The organism is Acinetobacter sp. IK40, from assembly GCF_035615075.1.
Taxonomy (GTDB): Bacteria; Pseudomonadota; Gammaproteobacteria; order Pseudomonadales; family Moraxellaceae; genus Acinetobacter; species Acinetobacter courvalinii.
In genome coordinates this window covers 96,173-119,131 of sequence record NZ_JANBOE010000008.1, presented here as the reverse complement: position 1 = coordinate 119,131, position 22,959 = coordinate 96,173, and the positions used below count along the sequence as shown (strand labels likewise).

Genomic DNA, 22,959 nt, shown 5'->3' with positions numbered 1-22,959 from the left:
TATTTCCATATAGTTTATATGGGTTTTACCCAAATAAAATGTTCAATCAGAAAAAATGTAATTTTTTATACAATGGCAGATGAATTAAGCCATTCAGGGACGATGGAAAACAAATCAATTGCCTCAACCAACATGGCTTTAGGCAAGATGACATTTAGCAACGGCCTTTTTTGGCCTGTCCGGGTGGGCAAAAGTCGTCATGGCCATCGTGATATTCTTCCGGATCGTCTACAACACTGCCATGCGGTGTATGCACTGCACAAGCGGATAGGCTGAATATCAACAGCAGATCAAGGTAGCGTGATATTTTTTCATGGTTCCGTCCCGTATTTTTATTGCTTTAAGGATCACTTTAAAACGATCAGTTACTTTTTACCAGAACGGGACTAAAACTTTAAGATGGATCTCACAGTTAAGGTCGTAAAACGGTCCTAAACCCGACATGGGTTGCCGCCAGATCAAACTCCTGAGGATAACGACTGCTATTGCGATAACGTGCACAGAAATTAGAGGCACATAAGAATGAGCCACCTTTCAGCACATATTGCGTGGTCGCGTTATTATGTTGACGCAAGTCGGTATAATTACCCATGTGTTGATCATGCGCGCCATGATAGACCGAAGACGTCCATTCCCAGACATTGCCAATCATGTCAAACAGTTTAAAGGCATTGGCCGGGTAACAGCCGACAGGGGCAACGCCTTCAAAATGATCTTCAACGGTATTGTTACCTGGAAAATCACCTTGCCAATAATTGGCTTGCGGATGTTGATGGGCATCTTGTGGGACTTGGTGTAAAGGGGTATCTGTTTTTGAACCTGCTTTGGCGGCATATTCCCATTCCAGCTCGGTGGGCAAATCGTGCCCTAACCAGACTGCATAATGCTCTGCATCATTCTTGGTGACATAGCGCACGGGTTCGGAGGGCAGAGGGGATTGACCCTGAGAGCCATTCGGGCTTTTCCAGGTATAGTCAGCTTTGAGTTGCCACCATTGATTGGGATGATTTAGATCAGGAGAAAACACCGCCGCCTGCTTTTGCTTTTCTGCATCGGTAACGTAGCCCGTCGCTTTGACAAAACTGGAAAACTGGGCAACCGTGACTTCGGTCTGGTCGATCCAGAAGCCCTCGACTTGACGCTCTCTCGCGCCAAAATTGAGTTCATCGGGATAGGCCTGATTAGAACCCAGTGAAAAGGAGCCTTTAGGAATCCAGACCATGCCCGCTGTTTTATGTTTTTGCCAGGCATCGGGTAAGCCAGAATAATTCTGGCATTGGCTTACAGAGCCCAACGATAAAGGTTGAGCCGTTGGGTGTTGTTGCGATGGCTTTACTTTCGACTCAACTTTGCTGCAACCTGCCACAAGGGACAGGCTACAGAGGGAAACTAGAATGCTACTCAGTTTCATTGAGGGTTATATTCCTTAACGCCATTTTGCTGGGTGTATTTGTTATATACATCGACCAGTTCTTGTAGCTTCGCTGGATTACTTTGGGCAAGGTTTTGGGTTTCACCCCGATCATTTTTCAGGTTATAGAGTTCCCAATTGCCTGTACCTAGTTCAGCTTTGCCTTGTAGGGCAATTTTCCAGTCGCCTTGGCGTGCATATTTGCTGCCATGTAATTCATCGGCAAAGCTAAAGTTGACTGGGCGAATTGCCTGAGCCTTGTTTTCAAGTAGTGGTTTCCATGAATAGCCGCTTGGGGTATTCACCTGACGACCTTTATATTGGCCCTGTGGCACAGCAATATTGGCATAATCTAAAACCGTCGGGAAAACATCCAGCACGGAAGCAAAACCATGGTGAGTCGCCTGAGCCTGGGTTTGATAAGGGAGTTTTACAATGGCAGGGGCAGTGGTGGCTCCTTCACCTGCCGTATCTTTCCACAAATGGAATGGTGCAGCACTCACTTCTGCCCAGCGTGGCCCGACATAATGATATGAACTGGATGTACCCACATTGCTGACACTATTATCAAAGCCTGATTCGGGACCATAGTTGCCACGAATAAAACCTTCGGCACCATTATCTGAAACAAAGAAAATGAGGGTATTGTCATATAAATTATTGCGTTTGAGATATTGAATCAGTCGGCCAATATTGGCATCCAGATTCTCCACCATGCCCGCGTAGATTTCCATTCTACGGGCTTCCAGTGCTTTTTGTTCAGCCGAAAGCTCGTTCCATTTGCCATATTTTTGTGGGGCATTTTGCGTGGCAATCGGTTCTGCGGCAATAAAGTTGGCTGGAATCAGGCCGAGCTGTTTCTGGCGGGCAATACGTGCATCGCGAATCACATCATAGCCGACGTCATAAACACCACGATAGCGGTCACGATATTCAGCAGGGGCTTGTAAAGGCCAATGCGGTGCAGTGTAAGCCGCATAGGCAAAGAAGGGCTTGCCTGAGTTTTTACCTGACTCTAGATAACTGATCAATTTGTCTGTGAAATAGTTGGTCGAGAAGAAATCATCAGGTAAAGATGAAATCGGCACTTGTTTACCATCTTCGGTATAGGTGGCATTACGCTTGTAGGCAGTCGGTGCCTGTTTAAAATGCAAATCCAGTCCTTGTAGTAAGGTAAAGGAATGGTCAAAACCTTTGGCATGGGCATTGGTTGCAGGGGTTAAGCCCAAGTGCCATTTACCACTGATATAAGTGCGATAGCCATTGTCTTTGAGGACTTCAGCAATCGAAAGTGAACGTTCATTCAGATAGCCCTCATATCCGGGTTGGCCTTTTAAATGATCTGGTGTCAGCTCGGCCATCGCGCCAATACCTGCCAAGTGGTGGTCAGTCCCTGAAATCAATTGCGAACGGGTTGGCGAGCAGGTTGGGGCAGTGTGATAGTCGGTTAAAATACGACCTGCTCGAGTGAGTTCATCAATATTGGGGGTATGAATTTCTCCACCAAAAGCCCCTAAGTCTGAATAGCCTAAGTCATCGGCCATGATGAATAAAATGTTAGGTTGTTTCTGGGTTTCGACCACAGTACTGGATTCTTTGGAATCATCATTACTGCATGCTGAAATCGAAAGGCTAAACAGGGCAATCGACAAGGTGGTGAGCAGGCTGTTACGAGGCATGAGAATCGACTTAATCCGTTAAAATAATAGAGTCGAGTTTAGAGAGATGATTTTTATGATAAAAATAATTAAAATTTGATTATTAATCTTAAAAAAAGAAAAGCCCCATCTCTGGGGCGAATATTAAATCTATTTAAAAAGGCAGTTTGGTCAACTGGTTCAGGAAATGTGGAATGACGCGAGGTTCCAGAATAATGGTAACCACAACACCATAGGCTGCGCCCCAAAGATGTGCACTATGGTTGATATTGCTATTGCCCCGTTTGCCAGACCAAATGCTATAAGCCACATATAAAATCGCAAAAATAATCGCAGGCACTGGAATAAAGAACACGAAGATCAGGTTCCAGGGCTGGAACAGGATATAAGCGAATAGTACAGCTGATACTGCACCAGAGGCCCCTAGGCTGGCCCAGTGGGCATCATGGCGATGTTTTAAATAACTCGGCAAAATGGCAACAATCAGTCCGCCCAAATAAAATAAGACAAAGCCCATGTCATAAAAAAACTGACGGTAAAAACTTTCAATGATATTGCCAAAGAAAAACAGCGTGATCATATTGAACAGGAGATGCGTGCCGTCGGCATGAATAAAACCATGCGTGATAAAACGGTCATACTGCCCGCGTTGCATGGCAGGTGGCCAGAAAATCAGACGGTTCATCACTGCCTGATTGGAGAAAGCCAACAAGGAAATTGCAACAGTAATAATGATCAGGGTCACAGTGTGACCAAAGGGTAGATGTAACATAAATAGTTTAAATTGATCAGAGTCTAAGCAATAATGCCATTAAAAACTTAATAAACAATGATCTTGCATAGAATTCCTACAAAAATGGTTGATTTTTTTTAATTACCCTCCATCTTCGGTTAATATAACGACATCAGCTTGAGGATTATTGTTATGTCGACTGAGAACACCAACACTGCTGTCGCAGAAGAAATTCCAAACCTTTTGATTACTCCCTCTGCACAAGAGTATTTAAGTGATTTATTAGCAAAGCAGAATACTCCAGGGATTGGCGTTCGTGTTTTTGTAGAAAATCCAGGTACTCCACGTGCTGAATGTTGTATGGCTTATAGTGCCCCTGAAGAAGTGGCACCAACAGACTATAAGCAGGACTATCCAGATTTTCCTGCCTATGTTGATGCGCCCTCAATTCCATATTTAGTGGATGCAGTGATTGACTACAACAAAGACCGTTTTGGTGGTCAATTGACGTTCCGCGCACCGAACTCGAAAGTGCCACGCGTTGGTCCAGATGCCTCAATTGAAGAACGTATCACCTATGTGTTGCAATCTGAAATTAACCCAGGCTTAGCAGGCCACGGCGGTAACTGTAGCCTGGTTGAAGTACAGGATAGTCCGGAGCACGGCTTAACCGCTGTATTGAAATTCGGTGGTGGTTGTCAGGGTTGTTCTGCAATTGATGTCACTTTGAAGCAAGGTGTAGAAACCACCTTAAGACAGCATGTACCAGAGTTACAGCGCGTTGTGGATCAAACAGATCATACACAGGCAGAAGGCGCGTATTTTAAATAATCGCGAGAAATCTACTGTATTTTAAAAAGTCCTTTCGAGGGCTTTTTTTATTTTTAACATGCTGATTTTGATACTTTTAAATGAAAATTAACTTTGCACTTAACCACCCCATGAAGTTGCTTAGAGACAGACTTTATTCAGATGTGTTCATCACTCCTGATCAATAAAACAGAGCATAAAAACTTTAGTCGATGTACGGGACTTAAAATGGTTCCTGTTTTTGCAGGCAGATTGGTTCTAGGTTTTACGAACAAAATAGACAAAATAAAAACAGCAGAATAATTCAGGATAAGGGTGTAAGGGATTTATGAATAAGACATTCGTGTTGGGCCTCAGTATTGGTGTCATGAGTCTGGCAAGCTATGCAAAAACGCCGCAAGTTGATGTGATTGTGTTCAATGCTGATGTGCGAACTTCTAATCCGGCAAAGCCAAAAGCACAGGCATTTGCGGTCAAAGAGGGAAAGTTTTTGGCGGTAGGCAATAACAGTTTTATCCGGCATATGGCAACCGAGCACACGCGCGTTATTGATGCTCAGGGTCGTACCGTCATCCCGGGTTTAACAGATGCGCATACACATTTTGGTAGCGGGATGGAAATTGCGCAAGGCATTGATCTATATGGTTTGAAGGATCGTGCTGAATGGTTCAGGCAAATTGCAGAACGTGATAAGCAGCTACCCAAAGGCCAGTGGATGACCGGAGGCCGCTGGGATATCAGTTTGTTGTCTGAGCAAAGCTTGCCGACACGACAGGAACTGGATGCGATTGTACCAGATCGACCCGTGGTATTGCTGGATATTGATTATCATACCGCATGGCTGAATAGCAAAGCCATGCAACTTCTGGGAATTGATCGTAACACCGTCGCACCAGAGGGAGGCGAAATTGTTAAGGACCCACATACCGGCGAGTTGACCGGGATATTTAAAGAAACCGCCGCAACACAACTGGTGCGTAAAAATCCGGTCTATCTCAAAGCGGTGGTTGCTGGAACAGAAGCACTGCCTGTTTTGAAAAAACTGGTTGCGCATTTTAATCAGTTGGGCGTGACCTCAGTCCATGATATGTGGAGAAGTGATTGGTCGGTTTATCCTGCAATGCTACAACAAAAGCAACCATTACCCATGCGGGTCTGGTTTGGCTATATGGCAGATACATCGGCAGAAAAAACCACAACAGCACAATTTGCTGAGTATGCAAGACAACGCGATGAACTGAACCAGCAATTTAAACAAAAAGAACAGCAATGGTTACAGGGACCGCAATTCCGCTATGGTTATCTTAAATATTTTGTCGATGGCACACTATTTAGTTATACCGCTGCATTGAATGCAGATTATGCAGACCGGCATGATTTTAATAGTGAGCCAATAAGCTCACAGGCCAAATTAAATGATCTGGTCAGCAAGGCAAATGCGGTGGGTTTTCCTGTTGCCATGCATGCGATTGGAGATAAAAGTGTCGATATGGCCTTAAATGCGATTGAAAGCAGTCCCCGCCATCGTCAGTTTGCCAATCGAATCGAACATATTGAAGTCATGAGTGAAACAGCCATGCCGCGTTTTGCCCAGTTAGGTGTGGTGGCTTCGATGCAGCCTGATCATGCCATCTCAGGTAATTACCAAGAATCACGTTTGGGCGAAGCACGTATGCCCTATAGCTATGCATGGCAGTCGCTATTAAGCAGTGGGGCTACGCTGGTCCTGGGGAGTGACTGGCCGACCGCCGTAGAAAACCCGATGTTACAACTCAGTGATGCCATATTTCGTGAATATAACGGAAAACCCCGTTATAGCGAAAACGCCCTGAGTCTGGATGAAGCCTTATATGCTTATACGAAAGCGCCTGCCAATGTTGCAGGCTGGGGAAATGAAACGGGCAGTATCAGTGTGGGTAAATGGGCCGATTTTGTCATTTTACAAGGTACTTTACAGCCACCACTGCCTAAGAACCTGAAGGACTGGCGGGTCGCGGAAACCTGGTTTGCAGGCCGACAGGTCTATGCTGCAAAACCGTAGCCACGATAAAAGGCATTCGAACAGGTAGCTGCTTTCGTTTGACTTGAATCGGTGGTATGTCAATAAAAATGGTTCCTGCATTTTCAGTTGAATTGGTTCTAGGTTTTGCAGAGAAAGCAACGAGAATAAAAATGGAAAAATAACACTGGATAGGGAAATAAGGGACTTATGAATAAGAAATTATGGTTAGCGATCAGTATCGGCGTCATAAGCTTAAACAGCTATGCACAAATGCCTCAGGTTGATGTCATTGTACTGAACGCCGATGTTCGGACATCCAATCCGGCCAAGCCAAAAGCACAAGCTTTTGCTGTGAAAGATGGAAAGTTTCTGGCTGTAGGTGACAACCGCTTTATTCAGCAGATGGCGACCAAGCAGACACAAATTATTGATGTAAAAGGCAAGACGGTGCTGCCTGGTTTGACCGATGCGCATACCCATTTATTGGGTGGGCTAGAGCTTTGGGAAGGGGTGGACCTTTTCGGTATCACGGATCGTCAGGAATGGTTTAGATTGATCGCCGAAAAGGATAAACAGTTACCGAAAGGCGCCTGGCTGGTGGGTGGTCGTTGGGATGTCAGCAGCCTCAAAGATGGTCATATGCCGACCCGTCAGGAACTGGATGCGATTGTGCCCGATCGCCCTGTGGTGTTACAGGACATTGACTATCATTCGGTCTGGGTAAATAGCAAGGCCATGCAATTGCTGGGGATTGATAAAAATACCCAAGCACCGGAAGGGGGCGAGATTGTCAAAGACCCAAAAACAGGAGAGCCGACTGGTATTTTTAAGGAAACTGCGGGCATGCAACTGATTTTGGGCAATCCCAAGTACAGCAGTGCATTACTTTCGGGCAAAGCGGCACTTCCTGTCATTGAAAAAATCATTGCGCATTTTAACAGTTTGGGGATTACCTCCGTACATGATATGTGGACTGAGTTGGCTACGGTTTATCCTGCTTTACTGGAGTCGAAACAGCAATTGCCGATGCGGATACGTTTTGGCTTGATGGCGGGAGAGGATCAGGTTACACCAACCCATTTTCAGGCTTATGCAAAGCAACGTGATCAACTCAATCAGCAGTTCATGCAAAAAGAACAGCAGTGGAAAACTGGGCCGCAGTTTCGCTTTGCCTATATGAAATACTTCGTCGATGGTACCTTGATGAATTACACCGCTGCATTGAATGAACCGTATGCAGATCGTCATCATTTTAATATCGCGCCGATTACCTCACAGGTAGAGCTAAATAGTTCAGTGAAAAATGCGAATGAAGCAGGTTTCCCGGTGGCGATACATGCCATTGGTGACAAAAGTGTCGATATGGCCCTGAATGCGATTGAGAATAGTCCGAAACATCGTCAGTTTGCCAATCGAATTGAGCATATTGAAGTGATCTCTAAAGATGCAATTCCGCGTTTTGCCCAGCTAGGGGTGGTGGCTTCAATGCAGCCGGACCATGCCATTAGCGGTAACTATCAGGAGTCGCGTTTGGGTAAGGCGCGTATGCCATATAGTTATGCTTGGCAATCTTTGCTCAGTAGCGGCGCTACCATGGTATTGGGAAGTGACTGGCCGACTGCATCTGAAAATCCAATGCTACAGCTGAGTGATGTGGTTTTCCGTGAGTATCAGGGCAAAACCCGCTATAGCGATAACGCTTTAAGTCTGGATGAAGCCTTATATGCCTATACTCAAGCACCTGCCAATATTGCAGGCTGGGGGGATCAGATTGGCAGTATCAGTGTCGGAAAGTGGGCTGATTTTGTGGTCTTGCAAGATGCTTTAAAAACGCCATTGAATAAAGATATCAAAGACTGGAAAGTTGCTGAGACCTGGTTTGCAGGCAAACAGGTATATAAAGGGAAGTGAATAAACAATAAAGAACAGAGCACCTTCAAAAGTCAAAAAATGCTCAACATTGATGTTAAAAGTTCCTTCTTCCTTGGGAGACGGTTAGGATGAGGGGAAATGCTTGATCTAAATCCTCTCCCTTTTACGCGTAACTACGCTCATCCTTTAAAAAGGAGAGGGGACTTTTATTGTCTATTCAATACAGTTAAAAATATGACTGATGTAAAAATGTTAATAAATTTTAAAATCAAAGAAAGCGATAAGCTTGCTTTGATTTTATGCGGATATGAATTAAACCTAGTTTTTATAAAATAAATGGCTCTTCTGTTTTTTGTGAAATTGGTTCTCGATTTATAGGATGTGTGAAAGATAATCAGAATTCAAAAAAATCATATATTCATGGAATAAATAGATGATCAACAAGAAATGGATTCTAGCTATCTTAACATCTACACTATTAGCGCCAGTATATGCAAAAACCGCCGATAGTCCTACTGAAAATCAGCAGCAACGTTTTTCAGTCAGTGGTTCAATGGCTTTTTTAACAGAGTATTATTGGCGTGGCACTACGCAAACCAAAGGAAAACCGGCTATTCAAGGAACATTAAGACTAGATCATGATTCAGGATTGTATACGCAACTGTTTGCATCAAATATACAGCTGGATATTGGCAGTAGTTTAGAGCTGGATTATTATATTGGCTATAATTATCAAATAAATAATGATCTTAAACTGAATCTGCAATATCTGAATGTAAACTACCCTGGAGAAGATAAAACCCTGCCCCGTGTAGATTTTGAGGAATACTCAATTGGCGTGTTGAGATCAAATCTCCTCCATGCTCAGGATGAGTTGAATCTGGCTTTTTACTATTCACCTGATTATACGCTAGAGACCGGTAAAATGCTGCGTTATGAAGTCGGATATCGTTATCCAGTCGCGGAGCAGTGGAATATATACGCAAGTAGCATATAACCAGTTTGCAAATAAAGATGCCTATGCTGTACTTTGGGGAACAGATCAGAGAAGCCACTTCTATGATTATAAGTTAGGAGTGGATTTTAATTATCAGGATTTTATTTTTGATTTATATTATGCCAATGCAAATGTTAATAAAGATTTGCCAATTGCAGATAAGACAGTGGTATTTAGTTTAACCAAACTGTTTTAGTTTAAATGTGAGCATTTGTATTTTTAAATCATGCTTTGATGGTTAAAATAGTCCTATTTAAAATTTTCTTAGATCAAACAGCAGCCAAAAAGTTTTATATATAAAACTTTTTGGCTGTTTTGTGTTCGGTGTTGAATGGGATTAGAAATAATTAAAAAGTAATAAAAAATAAATTGATTTTTATAAAAATAGGATTAGTTTAATCATTTGCTTATTCGTTTGAAAAACAAAAGGAATTTTATTTATTTATTGATATTTAAATTGGTACCTGTTTTTTTGAAAGAATTGGCACTCGTTTTTAATGGAAGAATTAATCAAAGTAGAGTGAATAAAGCGATAGTGATATATCGATAAAAGGGATGTTAAAACAATGAAAGTGAATGCAGAGCGTTTATGGCAGATGCTCATGGACATGGCAAAAATTGGTGCCACCAGCAAGGGTGGTAATACACGGTTAGCGCTTACGGATGAAGATATTTCAGGTCGGGCTTTACTGCTTGAGTGGGCCAAGCAGATTAATCTTTCTATTCATTATGATGAAGTCGGTAACCTGATTTTACGCCGTTCCGGTCAAGACCATACCGCATTACCTATCGTTATGGGCAGCCATCTGGATACCCAGCCCAAGGGCGGACGCTTTGATGGTATTTATGGTGTGCTGGCGGGTATGGAAGTATTACAGCGCCTGGAAGAACAGAATATTGTGACGGCTCATCCACTTGAACTGGTGGTGTGGATGAATGAAGAAGGCGCACGTTTCACTCCGGCAATGATGGGCTCCGCCGCTTTCGCTGGGGTATTAGCTAAACAGCAAGTCTATGACACCACCGATAAAAACGGTATTTCTGTTTATTCCGAACTGGTCCGTACCGGACAACTCGGCGATTATCCACTGGCGCGTCCATTCCAGGCGTATTACGAAGCCCATATTGAGCAAGGGCCTGTATTGGAAACAAACCAGATCTCGATTGGCGTGGTCACCGGTGGTCAAGCCATTCTGTGGCTAGATGTTGAAACCCAAGGCAAAGCAGCACATGCGGGCACAACCCCGATGAATATGCGTAAAGATAGCATGGTCGGTACCGCAGAAATGATCGTGGCTGTTGAAAAATGCATTCTTGAGAAATTCCCGCAAGGTTTGGTGACCTTTGGTGAAATGCAGGTGGCAAATTCATCGCGCAATACTATCCCGGGCCAGATTCAGTGGACCATTGATTTACGTCATCCAGATGATGCTGCACTCAACGTCATGGAAGTGGAAACCAGAGCAATCTTGTCTCGTCTGGCGACAGAAAGAGATCTGGATGTTCAGGTGTCTCAACATTGGCTGAGTCCGGCGACTTATTTTGATAAGACTTGTGTGGCAACGGTTCAAGCAGCGGTAAACAGTCTGGGCTACAGCAATCAGCCGATTGTGAGTGGTGCAGGACATGATGCCATCAATATCGCAAAACATTGTCCGACGACGATGATCTTTATTCCGTGTATTGATGGTTTAAGCCATAACGAGGCAGAAGATATTTATATGCAAGATGCGGCTCAAGGTGCCGATGTGTTGTTGAATGCGATTTTAAATTATGACGCACAGTCAACCGCACAAGTGGTGCAGAAGAATACAGCAACAGTTTAATGATCAACAAATTAACAATGTGTAAGACATGCATGCTGCTGGAATGGAGCATTGCAATAAAAAATGGATGGATAGAAGATGAACTCAAAATTACCTGTAAATGTCGATATTCAGGATATCTGGCAAAAAGATAAGGATCATGTGATTCACCCATGGACAGATTTTTCGACCTTTAAAGACGAAGGCTCTTTAATCATGTCGAAAGGTGAAAATGTCTATGTATATGATGCGCAGGGCAATAAATATCTAGATGGTATTGGCGGCCTGTGGTGTGTCAATGTCGGTTATGGACGTAAAGAAATTGCCGATGCCGTTGCTGAACAGATCATGGAACTACCTTATTATTCACCATTTGGTCATCAAACCACAGCACCAGCAGCCAAGTTGGCGGCTAAACTGGCTGAGTTGGCACCGGGTAATCTGAATCATGTGTTTTATGGCTGTGGTGGTTCAGTAGCGAACGATACTGCAGTACGTTTAATTCACCACTATTTCTATCAGATTGGCAAACCATCGAAAAAGAAACTGATTGCCCGTAAAGACGCTTATCACGGCAGTACCTATATCAGTATGACCTTGACCGGTATTGAAGCCGATCATGTCGGTTTCGAGATTCACAATGAGCTGGTTCACCATGTGTCATGTCCAAATCCGTACCGCAAGCCAGCATCGCAGTCGATGGAAGATTTCTGTAATGAAAAGGTTCAGGAACTGGAAGATACCATTCTGAAACTTGGCCCGGACAATGTCGCGGCTTTCTTTGCCGAGCCAATCATGGGCGCGGGCGGGGTGATCGTTCCACCAGAAGGCTACCATGCTAAAACCTTGGCCGTCTGTAAGAAATACAATGTGCTGTATGTATCTGATGAAGTGGTTACCGCATTTGGTCGCCTAGGCCATATGTTTGCTTCAGAAGACGTGTTTGGCATTGTGCCTGACATTATTACCTGTGCAAAAGGCCTGTCTTCGGGGTATCTGCCTTTAGGTGCAACCATCATTTCGGATGAAATTTATGATGCCATCAGTAAACCGCATCATGAAGGTGGTTTGCTTACCCATGGCTTTACCTATTCAGGTCATCCGGTCAGTTGTGTGGCTGCACTCAAGAATATTGAAATTCTGGAAAAGGAAAAGATTTGTGAACATGTCCAGGACATGGGCGTTTACTTTGAAGAGCAATTAAAGACGTTGGCAGATCTGGAAATTGTCGGTGAAGTACGCGGCAAAAAATTCATGATGTGTATCGAAAACCTGCGTAACAAACAAACCAAAGAACTGTTTGACCGTTCTGTCGGGGTAGGCAAACGTATTGCCAATCATTGCCAGAAACTCGGTTTGATTGTACGTCCTGTGGGACACATGAATGTGTTGTCTCCACCCTTGATCCTGACACGTGATCAAATTGACTTTGCCGTGAAAACCTTACGTCATGCGATTCAGAATACCATTCAGGAATTAAAGGCTGAAGGTCATTTGTAAGCCGAATCTCTTTGATCTTTCGAGCAGTCAACTTGCCCTGCGGGGTGAGTTGAGTCTCGCTGATCGATAGAAATAGTGGGATAACAACAGATGATGTCGATGGAATGAATGAGGAATAAAGCGACTGGGTTGACTTGAAGCAGGCTGAAATCCTGTGGGCAGTCACGATGAATCCGCGTTAGGACTCGTATGAGAGTAAGCAGATGAAGAATTATATCAATGGAAAATGGGAAAATACGTCAGGAAGCTCCCAGATTACGGTGGTGAATCCAGCCAGTGAAGAAGAATTAACCCGTTTTACCACCGCTTCCCCACAAGATGTAGACGCTGCCGTGGCGGCTGCGCAACAGGCGCTGGAAAGCTGGAGTTTGACCAGTCCTGAACAACGGGCAAACTGGTTAAACAAAATTGCCGATGCCATAGACGCAGCAAAGAATACCCTGATTGAACTTTCTCATCGTAATAATGGTAAATCTTCGGAGCAAGCCCAAGTCGACGTCGAGAATAGCATTAAGTGCTATCGCTACTATGCCAATCTGGTCAAAGAATTTGCGTTTAGTCAGGTGACCCAATGTGAAGATGGCATTGAACTGACCCATCAGCAAAATCCGGTGGGTGTGGTTGCTTTGATTACGCCGTGGAATTTCCCTTTAATCACCAGCGCTTGGAAAATCGCACCTGCCCTTGCCGCAGGTTGCACACTGATCTTTAAACCATCCGAACTGGTGCCATTGCCAGAGTATGAATTTACCCGATTACTGGATCAGATCCAGTTTCCGCAGGGGGTCTTTAACCTGATTCTGGGAGATGCCGTGGCAGCCCAGCATCTGGTAACCCATCCAGAGGTCAATAAAGTCTCCTTCACCGGTAGTACGGAAGTGGGTATTCACGTGATGCAGGCAGCAGCGCAATCGGTCAAGCGTGTCACGTTAGAGCTAGGTGGCAAATCGCCGATCCTAATTCTTGAAGATGCCGATCTGGATGAAGCCGTCGATAAAGCACTTGGTGGCATGTTTTATAACAGCGGTCAAATGTGCTCTGCAACCTCACGTTTACTGGTACACCAATCACTGGCAGAGCGCTTTTACCAGAAGCTTAAAACCGCGGTGGAGTCGATGACTTTAGGTTCTGACCTGAGCGGACCGTTGAGCATGGGACCGATGACGACACAAAAGCAATATCAGAAAGTTCATGAATATTTAACTATCGCACAACAGGAAAAGCTTCAATCCTTAATTGATCCTGAACAGATTGCCATTCCGGAAAAGGGCTTTTTCATTCAGCCCCATGTTTTTGTAAATGTACCCACTGAAAGCCGCTTATGGAAAGAGGAAATCTTTGGCCCGGTGATGTGTTGTCGAAGCTTTGAAACTGAAGAAGAAGCGATCCGGCTAGCCAATGATTCTGACTTCGGCCTGGCTGCCACCATTATCACCGGATCTTTGCAGCACGGTAAAAAAATTGCCAAGCGACTTCGCTCTGGTCATATCTGGATCAATTGTCATCAAATGATTCAGCCTGGCTCCTTATGGGGCGGGTTCAAGAAAAGTGGAATTGGACGTGAACTGGGTGAATCGGGAATGCAAAGCTATCTCGAAGAAAACGTGATTACGCTCTAATTCTTCAACTGCTTATTGAATCGGGAAAGGGACTTCTCTGTTCAGTATCACTATCCAAGATGAATAAAAAAAGCACTGCGAAAGTGTTTGCATTGATGCAGGAGAAACATGCATGGAAAGCGAAAACAACCGAAAAGGGCTGTCATTGTGGCAAGTGGTTGTCATTGGTGTGGCTTATATGGCTCCAGCAACTGTATTTGATACTTTTGGTATTATTTCAAGAGTTACCGAGGGAAGGGTTCCTCTGGCTTATATTCTGGCTTTATTTGCGATGCTCTTAACTGCATTTAGCTATGCACGCTTTAGTAAACTGACGCCAAAATCAGGATCAGCTTATACCTATACCACTGAAACATGCGGCAAGACAGCGGGTTTTTTTGTGGGCTGGTGCTCGCTGATTGACTATCTCCTGATTCCGTTAGTCAATGTTTTACTCGCCTCATTTTATCTTAATGCACTGATGCCCGACATTTCCTATACCACCTGGGTGGTGATCATGGTCGGGAGTATCACGCTGATCAACAGCTTTCGTATCAATATTCTGGCCAATTTTAGCTTTATCTTTATTGCAGCTACGATTTCAATGATGCTGGTGTTTATTTTTCTGGTGGTCACAGGCATGGGGCATTCGCAGGGTTATCAAAGCCTGGCGACAATCAAGCCGTTATTCAATGGTAATCCCGAATATCTGACCTTGCTGACAGGTGTGTCATTGGTCTGTTTCTCTTATTTGGGCTTTGATGCGGTCTCGACCTTAGCCCATGAAAGCCGCAATCCGACCAAGACCATTCCCCGGGCGATTATGCTGACAACCTTATTAGGTGGCCTGATTTTTATTACGGTTTCGTGGTTTGTTCAATTGTCCTTTCCGACACTGGAACAGTTTAAAAATCCAGATGAAGCCTTACCTGAAATTGCACTGTTTGTTGGAGGCGTATTTTTCCAGTCAGCCTTGCTTACCGTACAGATCATGAATGCATTTGCCTCCGGTTTGGCCTCTCATGCCAGCGCTTCACGTTTACTTTACATCATGGGGCGTGATGGTGTGTTTAACCAAAAAATATTCGGTTATGTCAATCACAGACTCGGTACGCCGTTATATTCGATTTTATTTGTGGGCCTGATTTCCCTGTTAGCGATTACCGTCGATCTTGCAACGGTGGTGAGTCTGGTCAGTTTTGGTGCCTTGATTGCATTTACCATGGTGAACTTCTCTGTATTCATGAAATTCTTTGTGCTTCGTAAAGAGCGTACGGGCTTGAAAAACATTTTCTTCAATTTGCTGCTACCACTGGTTTCAGTGCTGTGCCTATTAGGTTTATGGATACATCTGGAAAAATCGGCACTGGAATTTGGAGGCGTGTGGCTATTGGCTGGGGTTTTACTGCTGCTTTATAAGCGTATCCGAAAACAGCCGCTCTCGTTTGGGGCCACCACTTAAACCGTTTTAAACAATTGATTTGATCAATGTAGATTTGACTTCAAAAGATATGAACATATGGAGATAGACAATATGGAACAGAATGCGACAACCCCAAAGCAGCAAGGTTTTAGCATGCCCGGCGAGTGGTCTGCACAAGAAGCGGTATGGATGATCTGGCCGTATCGTACGGATAACTGGCGTGGCAATGGCGCACCTGCACAACAGGCTTTTGCCCAGGTTGCGGCTGCAATTGCCCAGAAAACGCCAGTATTTATGGCTGTTCCTCAAGCAGAAATGGAAAAAGCACGTCAAGTTATGCCTGCACAGGTCACACTGGTGGAAATGGAAAGTGATGATGCCTGGACACGTGATACGGGACCAACCATTGTCAAGAATGCACAAGGCCAGAAAAAAGCCATTAACTGGGTATTTAATGCATGGGGTGGGGAAAATGGCGGATTGTATTTCCCATGGGATCAGGATCAGTTGATTGCAGGCAAAATCGCTGCTCAGCACGGCATTGATACTTACTCGACACCGCTGATTTTAGAGGGCGGCGCCATTCATGTAGATGGAGAAGGCACATTGTTGACCACTGCAGAATGCTTGCTGAATCCGAACCGAAATCCACATCTGACTCAGGCCCAGATTGAAAATATTCTGCAAGAATGCCTGGGTGTCACCGCTTTCATCTGGTTGCCTCAAGGTGTATTTAATGATGAAACCGATGGGCATGTTGATAATATGTGCTGCTTTGTCCGTCCTGGTGAAGTGGCATTGCACTGGACAGATGATCTCAATGATCCGCAATACGCACGTTCACAAGCCGCATTACAAGTATTGGAAAATACAAAGGATGCAAAAGGCCGTCAATTGAAAGTGTGGAAGTTGCCATCTCCCGGGCCACTGTATGCCAGTGGAAACGAGACGATCGATATTGATAAGGGCAATGCCATTGAACGTTTTGAAGGCAATCGTCTGGCGGGCTCTTATGTCAATTACCTGATTAGTAACCAGCAGATCATTTTTCCGTTACTGGATGAACGTACTGATGAACAGGCGAAGGCATTGTTCCAGCAGATGTATCCAGACTATCTGATCACAGGTGTTCCTGCGCGCGAAATCTTACTCGGTGGCGGCAATATTCACTGCATTACCCAGCAAATTCCGGCTTAAGTCACGATGTGACATGCAAGTTGAAACGTGGTCCAGATATGGGGCGCGCTTTTCAACTTGCGCAATCAAAAAACAACGTAATATGCATAAAAATTACTAGAAAAGTATCATAATTTTAAAGAAGCGATTTAAGCTATAAAACGTCTTTAAATTTGAACAGCTTGAGTCAGTCGATCATTTCAATAACAGCTAGTCTCTAACACAGACTCCATCATTAACTTTTTTACTTAAATGTAATCAGATCATTGTTAAATAAAATGAATGATTTGGAATCATTATTTTTGACTGAAATCTAAAAAGTTCAACTGGTTTGCCTCAATTGATAAGCTATCGGCAAACAATTAAAAATGAACATATAAATAATAATAATTATCATTTATATTGAGTTTTATTTGTTTTTTGTTAGAATTCCCATAAATTTTAAGCAATATTTAAGATATCTCTGAATCGGGTGGGAATATGTCCAACAAAATAGCACGTCAATCACTCCTCACTATTTCCGTATTGGGCGGTATGATGGCGCTTGCACAGGCAGCAGAAATTCAGGCCAATAAAGAACCTGTACAACTGGAAAAGATTGTTGTCACGGCAAGTGGATTTGAGCAGGACATTAAAAAAGCAGCAGCGTCTATTTCTGTGCTTACACAAGAAGAAATAAATAAAAAAGCATATCGTGATGTGACCGATGCACTGAAAGATGTTCCAGGTGTGGTGGTTACAGGAGGCGGTAGCTCAAGTGATATCAGTATCCGTGGTATGGGCAGTGCCTATACCGTAATTATGGTTAATGGAAAGAAAGTAAATTCACGTTCAGTACGTCCAAATAGTGATAACTCAGGCATTGAACAAGGCTGGTTACCGAATATTGGCGCTATTGAACGCATTGAAGTGATCCGTGGACCAATGTCTGGCTTATATGGTTCAGATGCGATGGGTGGTGTGATTAACATTATTACCAAGAAAAATGTAACTGAGTGGACGGGTTCGATCAAGCTTGATACCACGTTGCAGGAAAATTCTGACTCAGGTAATCAATATCAAACCAATGCTTATATTGCAGGTCCTCTAATCGCCAATCTATTGTCGTTTAAAGCCAATGGTCTTTATTCGCAACGTGATGAAGATGAAATCTATGGTGGCTATAAAAAGCAGAAAATACGTGCAGGCGGAGCTGCCTTTAGTCTGACCCCCAATGATGATCATACCATTGATCTGGAGTATCAGCGTTCGATTCAAAACCGCAATGCAACTGTTGGCAAGAGTATTTCACCTGTACCAACAGGCAAAAAACCACCAGTAAATTCATTTGCAGATTATTATCGTACCGAATATAGCTTAACGCATCGTGGTCAGATTGGAGCAGTTGAAACCCACTCTTATATTCAACGTGAAGAGAATGAAAATCCATCACGGAATATGGAAGCGACCAATACTACATTTAATACCATCAATAAAATTAATTTTGACCGTCAGAGTTTGAGCTTTGGGGGATCATATTTAAAAGAAGAATTAGATGACAAAGGCAATCAGCTAAGCGTGGGTGGGGCAAAACCAATTTCCAATCTTGAGCGTTATAGCTGGGCTTTATTTGCGGAAAATGCCTGGAATATTGTCGATGATTTCACCTTAACCAGTTCACTGCGTTTAGATAAAGATGAGAATTTTGGTGATCACTGGAGCCCGAAAGTCTATGGCGTTTGGGGACTGAATGATAATTGGGTGATTAAAGGTGGCGTCTCAACGGGTTATAAAACACCAACACTTAGAGAAACAGTCGCATCATGGGGGCAAGCAACAGGTGGCAGTCAAAGTAATGGGGTGATTGTTGGTAATCCGGATTTAAAACCTGAGAAAAGCGTAAACTATGAAGTTTCTTTTAACTGGGATAACTTGGACAACCTGACTGCGGGCCTTACGCTATTCAATAGTGAATTTAAAGATAAAATCACCGAGATACGTGATTGTGATAAAGGTGCAGGTTCCGCTGGCTGTGATTGGCTGGGAGAAAAATTTGACTTTGTTAGCTTAAAGGAAAATGTGGATAAGGCTAGTATGCGTGGCGCAGAAGCTACTTTTGGCTGGAAAGTCTTACCAAATGTGAACTTGAGTGCGAATTACACCTTCACGGATACTGAACAAAAGAGTGGTGTGAACAAAGGCAAGCCTTTAAATGAAATGCCTAAGCATATGTTTAACACCACAGCAGATTGGGAAATTAATGATCAATTCTCAAGCTGGGGTCGTGTGAATTACCGTAGTAAAACTTCGGATTACTTGGGCCGTACAGCCATGGCCAAAGGTAAACCGGCTTATACGATGGTGGATGTTGGAGTGAACTATAAGCCAACGCAAAATATTGCGGTTGCTGCAGGCATTTACAATCTATTTGATAAAGAGATTGATACTGCGACCTATAACTATGTGTTAGATGGCCGCCGTTATAATCTTGGTGTGACCTATAGCTTCTAAGACTTGAAGGGAAGGGTAAGGTTTTTTAAAGCCTTATCCTTCTACTTTTAAGATATGTACGACTTGATCCGAATAATAAAACTTTTCTAAATAAGGGCGGGCACGCTCACGTAAATAACCTGTCTCGATTACCTGTTGCAGTACAGGGATAAGTAATTGACTGAGTTCATGTTCAATCAATGCCTCCTCAATATTCAGGTCACGTAATAAAAGATCAAAAGTCCGTTCCTGATTACGTGCGTACCAGGCATAGACGCCATCATGCACTTGTTGTTTCAGATAAGGCGCCTGACGAATATGATCCCAGATTTCGTGTCCCATCGCGACCGTCTTTGGTAAGTCCTGTACTTCGATATAATTCCGCAATACCGATAAGGGCATGACTTTAATTTTATGCCAGAGATTGGCCTGAAAATGATAGAGCTTGTCATCATTAAAGTGCTGATTGAGCACTTTTTCACTCATTTGACTGATTTTTAAAATATTTTTTTGCAGATAATGGGCAATGGTCTGGTTCAGATTGGAGTCGGTCACTGTTTCTAAAACCGATTTGCCCATTTTCATAAAATGCCCGACACCTGGAACGCGTTTCGACATCACTGAATTATCCAGATAATCCTGAATCGAGTGCTGGATTAACTGACTAATCAATACTGAGAACGCGGGATTGTTCACCACGGTTTTAATTAAACGCTGCCGATGTCCACTTTTACTGGCCACATACTGGGCAATCGAATCTACTGTCAGCACAGGAATAATATCTTCAATGCTGGTCTGGTCGTTAACTGGATGAATCAGGGCAAAACGGATATGCTCCGCAATCTGCTCAACCAAAAAGGCACTTGCCGGTGTCGCAAGAATCTGTTTTTCAATCAGGTTAAAAATTTGTTCAAAAGACCAGAGTTGCTGTAACGGTTGCAAGCGTAACCAATGATAGAACTGTTTAAATTCTGATTGAATGGTGTCTGGTTGTGCAAACTCATGTTCAAGAAAGTCGAGCTGTGCATCAATCAGTTGTTCTATCATTGGATGTTTAGACATATATTCTCAAATCGCTAAATTAAGTTTATTGCGCTGGAGCCGCAGCAGTTTTTTGTGCCTGAATCTTGCTCAGGAACGGCAGATATTGCTGAACCACCAGTTGATCTGCTTCCAGAATCGGCATATGACCGACATTGTCCAGAATGACAGGCGTCTGGGCATTTTTCAGTAATGCTTTTAATTCTGGTACCACCTCAACATTAACGATTTTATCCTGCTTGCCCCATAAGATCAGGGTCGGTGCATCAATCGATCTTGCCAGCAAGGCAAATGAATCTGGGGTATAGAGCTTGTTCAAGGCAATCACCTGATCGACCATTTTCTGGGTCTGCTCAACCTGACCAATCATCATTTTTTCTTGAGCCTGAGCAATTTCTTTTGGAATGAATGGTGGAGTAAACATGGCTTGTTGCATCAGGAAATTGAAATCTCCTTTTTTGCTCACAATCATGTTCTTCACCTGATTTGGATCTTTTAAATAAGGTGTATTCGCTGCTTTATAGACACCTGCCGCGTCAATGAGGAAAAGACTCTTGGTTTCAAAGGGATATTGGCCTGCATAGAGCATGGCAATAGAACCACCCAGTGAATGACCGGCAATATGTGCAGGTCCGGTCAGATTGGCGGCTTCCACAAAACGGCGTAATTTTTCGGTGACATTCGGCACAGAATAGTCAAAATCCTTTGGAACCAGTGTTTCACCGCTGGCTGGTAAATCCGGAATAATGACGTGGTAATTTGCTGTGAGGGCGCGTGCGACACGGTTCCAGTTGTCACGGCTGCCTGCCAGACCATGAATTAAAATAATAATAGGCTTGCCGGCTTGACCGCCTTCACTATAAGACCAGGTAATATCACCCACTTTTAAGGTTTTGCTTTGTAAACCAGCCCAGGCACGTTCTTGCTGCAACAGGTTTTGAAAGCTCATTTCTATTTCGGCAGCTTGAGTTGTAGTGACAGCAACCGTGCTTAAGCTACAGGCCAGTAAAGCTGCACCGAGTGTCTTACGCAACGGTTGGGCAAATCGGGTATTGATCATCTTTGTTCAATCCTTGATCTATTTTTAAACCAATTGATTATTGAGGAAGAGACGACGCGAGTCATTTGCATAATCTACAGATGTATGGAAATTCTTGCCAATGAATTCAGCAATTTTCCGCTATTTTAGCGTTCAAAAGATTAGCAAGTATGCTGATCGTTTCTATTTTTGTCAGTGACTTTCAAACGGGCGCACATTAAACTGTTGCCTCAGGTCAATCACACATGGATATACACATGCTCACCGCACAAGAAGCATTAGAACGTTTAAAAGCTGGTAATGCCCGTTTTGTAAAAGGAGAAGCAGTTCAACAAAAATTGTTATCTCACCAAGAACGTGCCGAGATGGCTAGTGATCAAAATCCTTTTGCAATTGTTTTAGGCTGTTCTGATTCACGTGTACCTGCTGAAATGGTTTTTGACCAAGGCTTGGGTGACTTGTTCGTGATTCGTGTGGCAGGCAATATTGTGGCACCTTCACAGGTCGGCAGTGTTGAATTCGCTGCAGAGCGTTACGATTGCGCCGTGGTGGTGGTGCTGGGACATAGCCATTGTGGCGCGATTCAAGCCACGATTGATACCTTGATGAACCCTGATCAGCCGCCTTCATCGAATTTAATGTCGATCGTCAACCGTGTCCGTCCTTCGGTTGAAATACTGATGCAAACCGAACTCAAAAATGATTTGAAAAAATTGTCTGCGCATGCGGTCCGTTCAAACGTATTTGCTTCTGTGAATCAGCTCCGTCATGGCTCTGCTGTACTGGAAAGCCTGATTGAAAAGGGCAAAATGATTGTGGTTGGTGCAGAATATTCACTCGAAACCGGTGAAGTTTCTTTTTTTGATTTCTAAGCATCAGGGCGAGTTTTAACTCGCCTTAATTTCTCTGATTAAAGTATAAATCTTTATTTTTTATTGAATTAGAAAAATAAGCAAAGTAAAAGGGCAGAATCGATATGAAAATCATGCCTGTAACCGAGCCGTTCTTGGCCGACTGGCTGCAATTAAGACGATTACTCTGGCCTGATCATGAAGACACGCATTTACTGGAAATGCGGCAGCTACTCGAACAAACACAGACCCTGCAATTATTAAGCTATAACGATCAGCAGCAAGCAATTGCCATGCTGGAAGCCTCGATTCGATATGAATATGTGAATGGCACGCAAAGCTCACCGGTGGCTTTTCTGGAAGGTATTTATGTGTTGCCAGAATATCGACGTTCAGGTGTTGCTAGCGCGTTGGTACAGCAGGTAGAACACTGGGCCAAGCAGTTTGCATGTACCGAATTTGCTTCGGACGCTGCGCTGGATAATACGATCAGTCATGCCATGCATCGCGCGCTGGGCTTTCAGGAAACCGAGCGTGTGGTTTACTTTAAGAAAAACATCAGTTGAAATCGTCA

At 43.7% G+C, this 22,959-nt stretch carries 18 protein-coding genes and 1 pseudogene; 13 read left to right on the top strand and 6 right to left on the bottom strand.

The window, feature by feature from the left end:
- Positions 1–154 precede the first annotated feature (154 nt).
- The 4 genes from MSG93_RS19285 to MSG93_RS14695 form a co-directional block, all read right to left on the bottom strand.
- A complete protein-coding gene (locus tag MSG93_RS19285) occupies positions 155–307 on the bottom strand; it encodes a hypothetical protein (RefSeq protein WP_420714316.1) in 153 nt (50 codons plus the stop codon).
- Between the two features lie 105 nt (positions 308–412).
- Positions 413–1,411 carry an SUMF1/EgtB/PvdO family nonheme iron enzyme gene (locus MSG93_RS14705; protein WP_324622351.1) on the bottom strand — a complete coding sequence of 333 codons (999 nt, stop codon included), beginning with the start codon at positions 1,409–1,411 and terminating at the stop codon, positions 413–415.
- Entirely contained in the window at positions 1,408–3,090 is a 1,683-nt protein-coding gene (locus MSG93_RS14700; RefSeq protein WP_324622350.1) for an arylsulfatase, read from the bottom strand. Before MSG93_RS14700 ends, MSG93_RS14705 begins: the two co-directional genes overlap by 4 nt.
- 133 nt (positions 3,091–3,223) lie before the next feature.
- A complete protein-coding gene (locus MSG93_RS14695; RefSeq protein WP_005231817.1) occupies positions 3,224–3,841 on the bottom strand; it encodes a rhomboid family intramembrane serine protease in 618 nt (205 codons plus the stop codon).
- A 153-nt stretch (positions 3,842–3,994) separates the two neighbouring features.
- Between MSG93_RS14695 and nfuA the strand changes: the two genes are divergently transcribed.
- From nfuA to MSG93_RS14640, 11 genes and pseudogenes are all read left to right on the top strand, one after another.
- Complete coding sequence (gene nfuA, locus MSG93_RS14690) at positions 3,995–4,633, top strand: Fe-S biogenesis protein NfuA (protein ID WP_005231815.1); 639 nt, start codon at positions 3,995–3,997, stop codon at positions 4,631–4,633.
- Between the two features lie 307 nt (positions 4,634–4,940).
- The gene (locus tag MSG93_RS14685; protein WP_324622349.1) at positions 4,941–6,653 is read left to right on the top strand and encodes an amidohydrolase; all 1,713 of its coding nucleotides are present in this window, start codon (positions 4,941–4,943) and stop codon (positions 6,651–6,653) included.
- A gap of 168 nt (positions 6,654–6,821) precedes the next feature.
- Positions 6,822–8,525, top strand: a complete 1,704-nt coding sequence (locus MSG93_RS14680; RefSeq protein WP_324622348.1) for an amidohydrolase — start codon at positions 6,822–6,824, stop codon at positions 8,523–8,525.
- Positions 8,526–8,624: 99 nt separating this feature from the next.
- Complete coding sequence (locus MSG93_RS14675) at positions 8,625–8,822, top strand: hypothetical protein (protein ID WP_324622347.1); 198 nt, start codon at positions 8,625–8,627, stop codon at positions 8,820–8,822.
- Positions 8,823–8,919: 97 nt separating this feature from the next.
- Positions 8,920–9,679: pseudogene (locus tag MSG93_RS14670) on the top strand (TorF family putative porin).
- Between the two features lie 370 nt (positions 9,680–10,049).
- The gene (locus MSG93_RS14665) at positions 10,050–11,309 is read left to right on the top strand and encodes a Zn-dependent hydrolase (RefSeq protein ID WP_324622346.1); all 1,260 of its coding nucleotides are present in this window, start codon (positions 10,050–10,052) and stop codon (positions 11,307–11,309) included.
- Between the two features lie 78 nt (positions 11,310–11,387).
- Positions 11,388–12,788, top strand: coding sequence for an aminotransferase (locus MSG93_RS14660; protein ID WP_005288265.1), 1,401 nt, complete (start codon positions 11,388–11,390; stop codon positions 12,786–12,788).
- A 203-nt stretch (positions 12,789–12,991) separates the two neighbouring features.
- Positions 12,992–14,407: an aldehyde dehydrogenase family protein gene (locus tag MSG93_RS14655; protein ID WP_324622345.1), complete on the top strand. Its 1,416-nt coding sequence runs from the start codon at positions 12,992–12,994 to the stop codon at positions 14,405–14,407.
- A gap of 112 nt (positions 14,408–14,519) precedes the next feature.
- Entirely contained in the window at positions 14,520–15,848 is a 1,329-nt protein-coding gene (locus MSG93_RS14650) for an APC family permease (RefSeq protein ID WP_324622344.1), read from the top strand.
- A 72-nt stretch (positions 15,849–15,920) separates the two neighbouring features.
- Complete coding sequence (gene aguA / locus MSG93_RS14645; protein WP_324622343.1) at positions 15,921–17,006, top strand: agmatine deiminase; 1,086 nt, start codon at positions 15,921–15,923, stop codon at positions 17,004–17,006.
- 459 nt (positions 17,007–17,465) lie between these two features.
- On the top strand, positions 17,466–19,475 hold the full coding sequence (locus tag MSG93_RS14640; protein WP_324622342.1) for a ligand-gated channel protein: 2,010 nt from the start codon (positions 17,466–17,468) through the stop codon (positions 19,473–19,475).
- A gap of 33 nt (positions 19,476–19,508) precedes the next feature.
- Here the strand turns inward: MSG93_RS14640 and MSG93_RS14635 are convergent, their stop codons facing one another.
- A complete protein-coding gene (locus tag MSG93_RS14635) occupies positions 19,509–20,516 on the bottom strand; it encodes a hypothetical protein (RefSeq protein WP_324622341.1) in 1,008 nt (335 codons plus the stop codon).
- Positions 20,517–20,541: 25 nt separating this feature from the next.
- The gene (locus MSG93_RS14630; RefSeq protein WP_324622340.1) at positions 20,542–21,555 is read right to left on the bottom strand and encodes an alpha/beta hydrolase; all 1,014 of its coding nucleotides are present in this window, start codon (positions 21,553–21,555) and stop codon (positions 20,542–20,544) included.
- Between the two features lie 236 nt (positions 21,556–21,791).
- Here MSG93_RS14630 and MSG93_RS14625 point away from each other — a divergent pair, with 236 nt between their 5' ends.
- On the top strand, positions 21,792–22,406 hold the full coding sequence (locus MSG93_RS14625) for a carbonic anhydrase (RefSeq protein ID WP_005231802.1): 615 nt from the start codon (positions 21,792–21,794) through the stop codon (positions 22,404–22,406).
- Positions 22,407–22,510: 104 nt separating this feature from the next.
- Positions 22,511–22,951, top strand: coding sequence for an AAC(6')-Ighjkrstuvwx family aminoglycoside N-acetyltransferase (aac(6')-I, locus tag MSG93_RS14620; RefSeq protein ID WP_324622339.1), 441 nt, complete (start codon positions 22,511–22,513; stop codon positions 22,949–22,951).
- Positions 22,952–22,959 lie beyond the last annotated feature (8 nt).

Coding starts and splice junctions, on each gene's coding strand:
- MSG93_RS14705 (WP_324622351.1), bottom strand. CDS start 1,411: ATGAAACTGAGTAGCATTCTAGTTTCCCTCTGTAGCCTGTCCCTTGTG.
- MSG93_RS14700 (WP_324622350.1), bottom strand. CDS start 3,090: ATGCCTCGTAACAGCCTGCTCACCACCTTGTCGATTGCCCTGTTTAGC.
- MSG93_RS14695 (WP_005231817.1), bottom strand. CDS start 3,841: ATGTTACATCTACCCTTTGGTCACACTGTGACCCTGATCATTATTACT.
- nfuA (WP_005231815.1), top strand. CDS start 3,995: ATGTCGACTGAGAACACCAACACTGCTGTCGCAGAAGAAATTCCAAAC.
- MSG93_RS14685 (WP_324622349.1), top strand. CDS start 4,941: ATGAATAAGACATTCGTGTTGGGCCTCAGTATTGGTGTCATGAGTCTG.
- MSG93_RS14680 (WP_324622348.1), top strand. CDS start 6,822: ATGAATAAGAAATTATGGTTAGCGATCAGTATCGGCGTCATAAGCTTA.
- MSG93_RS14675 (WP_324622347.1), top strand. CDS start 8,625: ATGCTTGATCTAAATCCTCTCCCTTTTACGCGTAACTACGCTCATCCT.
- MSG93_RS14665 (WP_324622346.1), top strand. CDS start 10,050: ATGAAAGTGAATGCAGAGCGTTTATGGCAGATGCTCATGGACATGGCA.
- MSG93_RS14660 (WP_005288265.1), top strand. CDS start 11,388: ATGAACTCAAAATTACCTGTAAATGTCGATATTCAGGATATCTGGCAA.
- MSG93_RS14655 (WP_324622345.1), top strand. CDS start 12,992: ATGAAGAATTATATCAATGGAAAATGGGAAAATACGTCAGGAAGCTCC.
- MSG93_RS14650 (WP_324622344.1), top strand. CDS start 14,520: ATGGAAAGCGAAAACAACCGAAAAGGGCTGTCATTGTGGCAAGTGGTT.
- aguA (WP_324622343.1), top strand. CDS start 15,921: ATGGAACAGAATGCGACAACCCCAAAGCAGCAAGGTTTTAGCATGCCC.
- MSG93_RS14640 (WP_324622342.1), top strand. CDS start 17,466: ATGTCCAACAAAATAGCACGTCAATCACTCCTCACTATTTCCGTATTG.
- MSG93_RS14635 (WP_324622341.1), bottom strand. CDS start 20,516: ATGTCTAAACATCCAATGATAGAACAACTGATTGATGCACAGCTCGAC.
- MSG93_RS14630 (WP_324622340.1), bottom strand. CDS start 21,555: ATGATCAATACCCGATTTGCCCAACCGTTGCGTAAGACACTCGGTGCA.
- MSG93_RS14625 (WP_005231802.1), top strand. CDS start 21,792: ATGCTCACCGCACAAGAAGCATTAGAACGTTTAAAAGCTGGTAATGCC.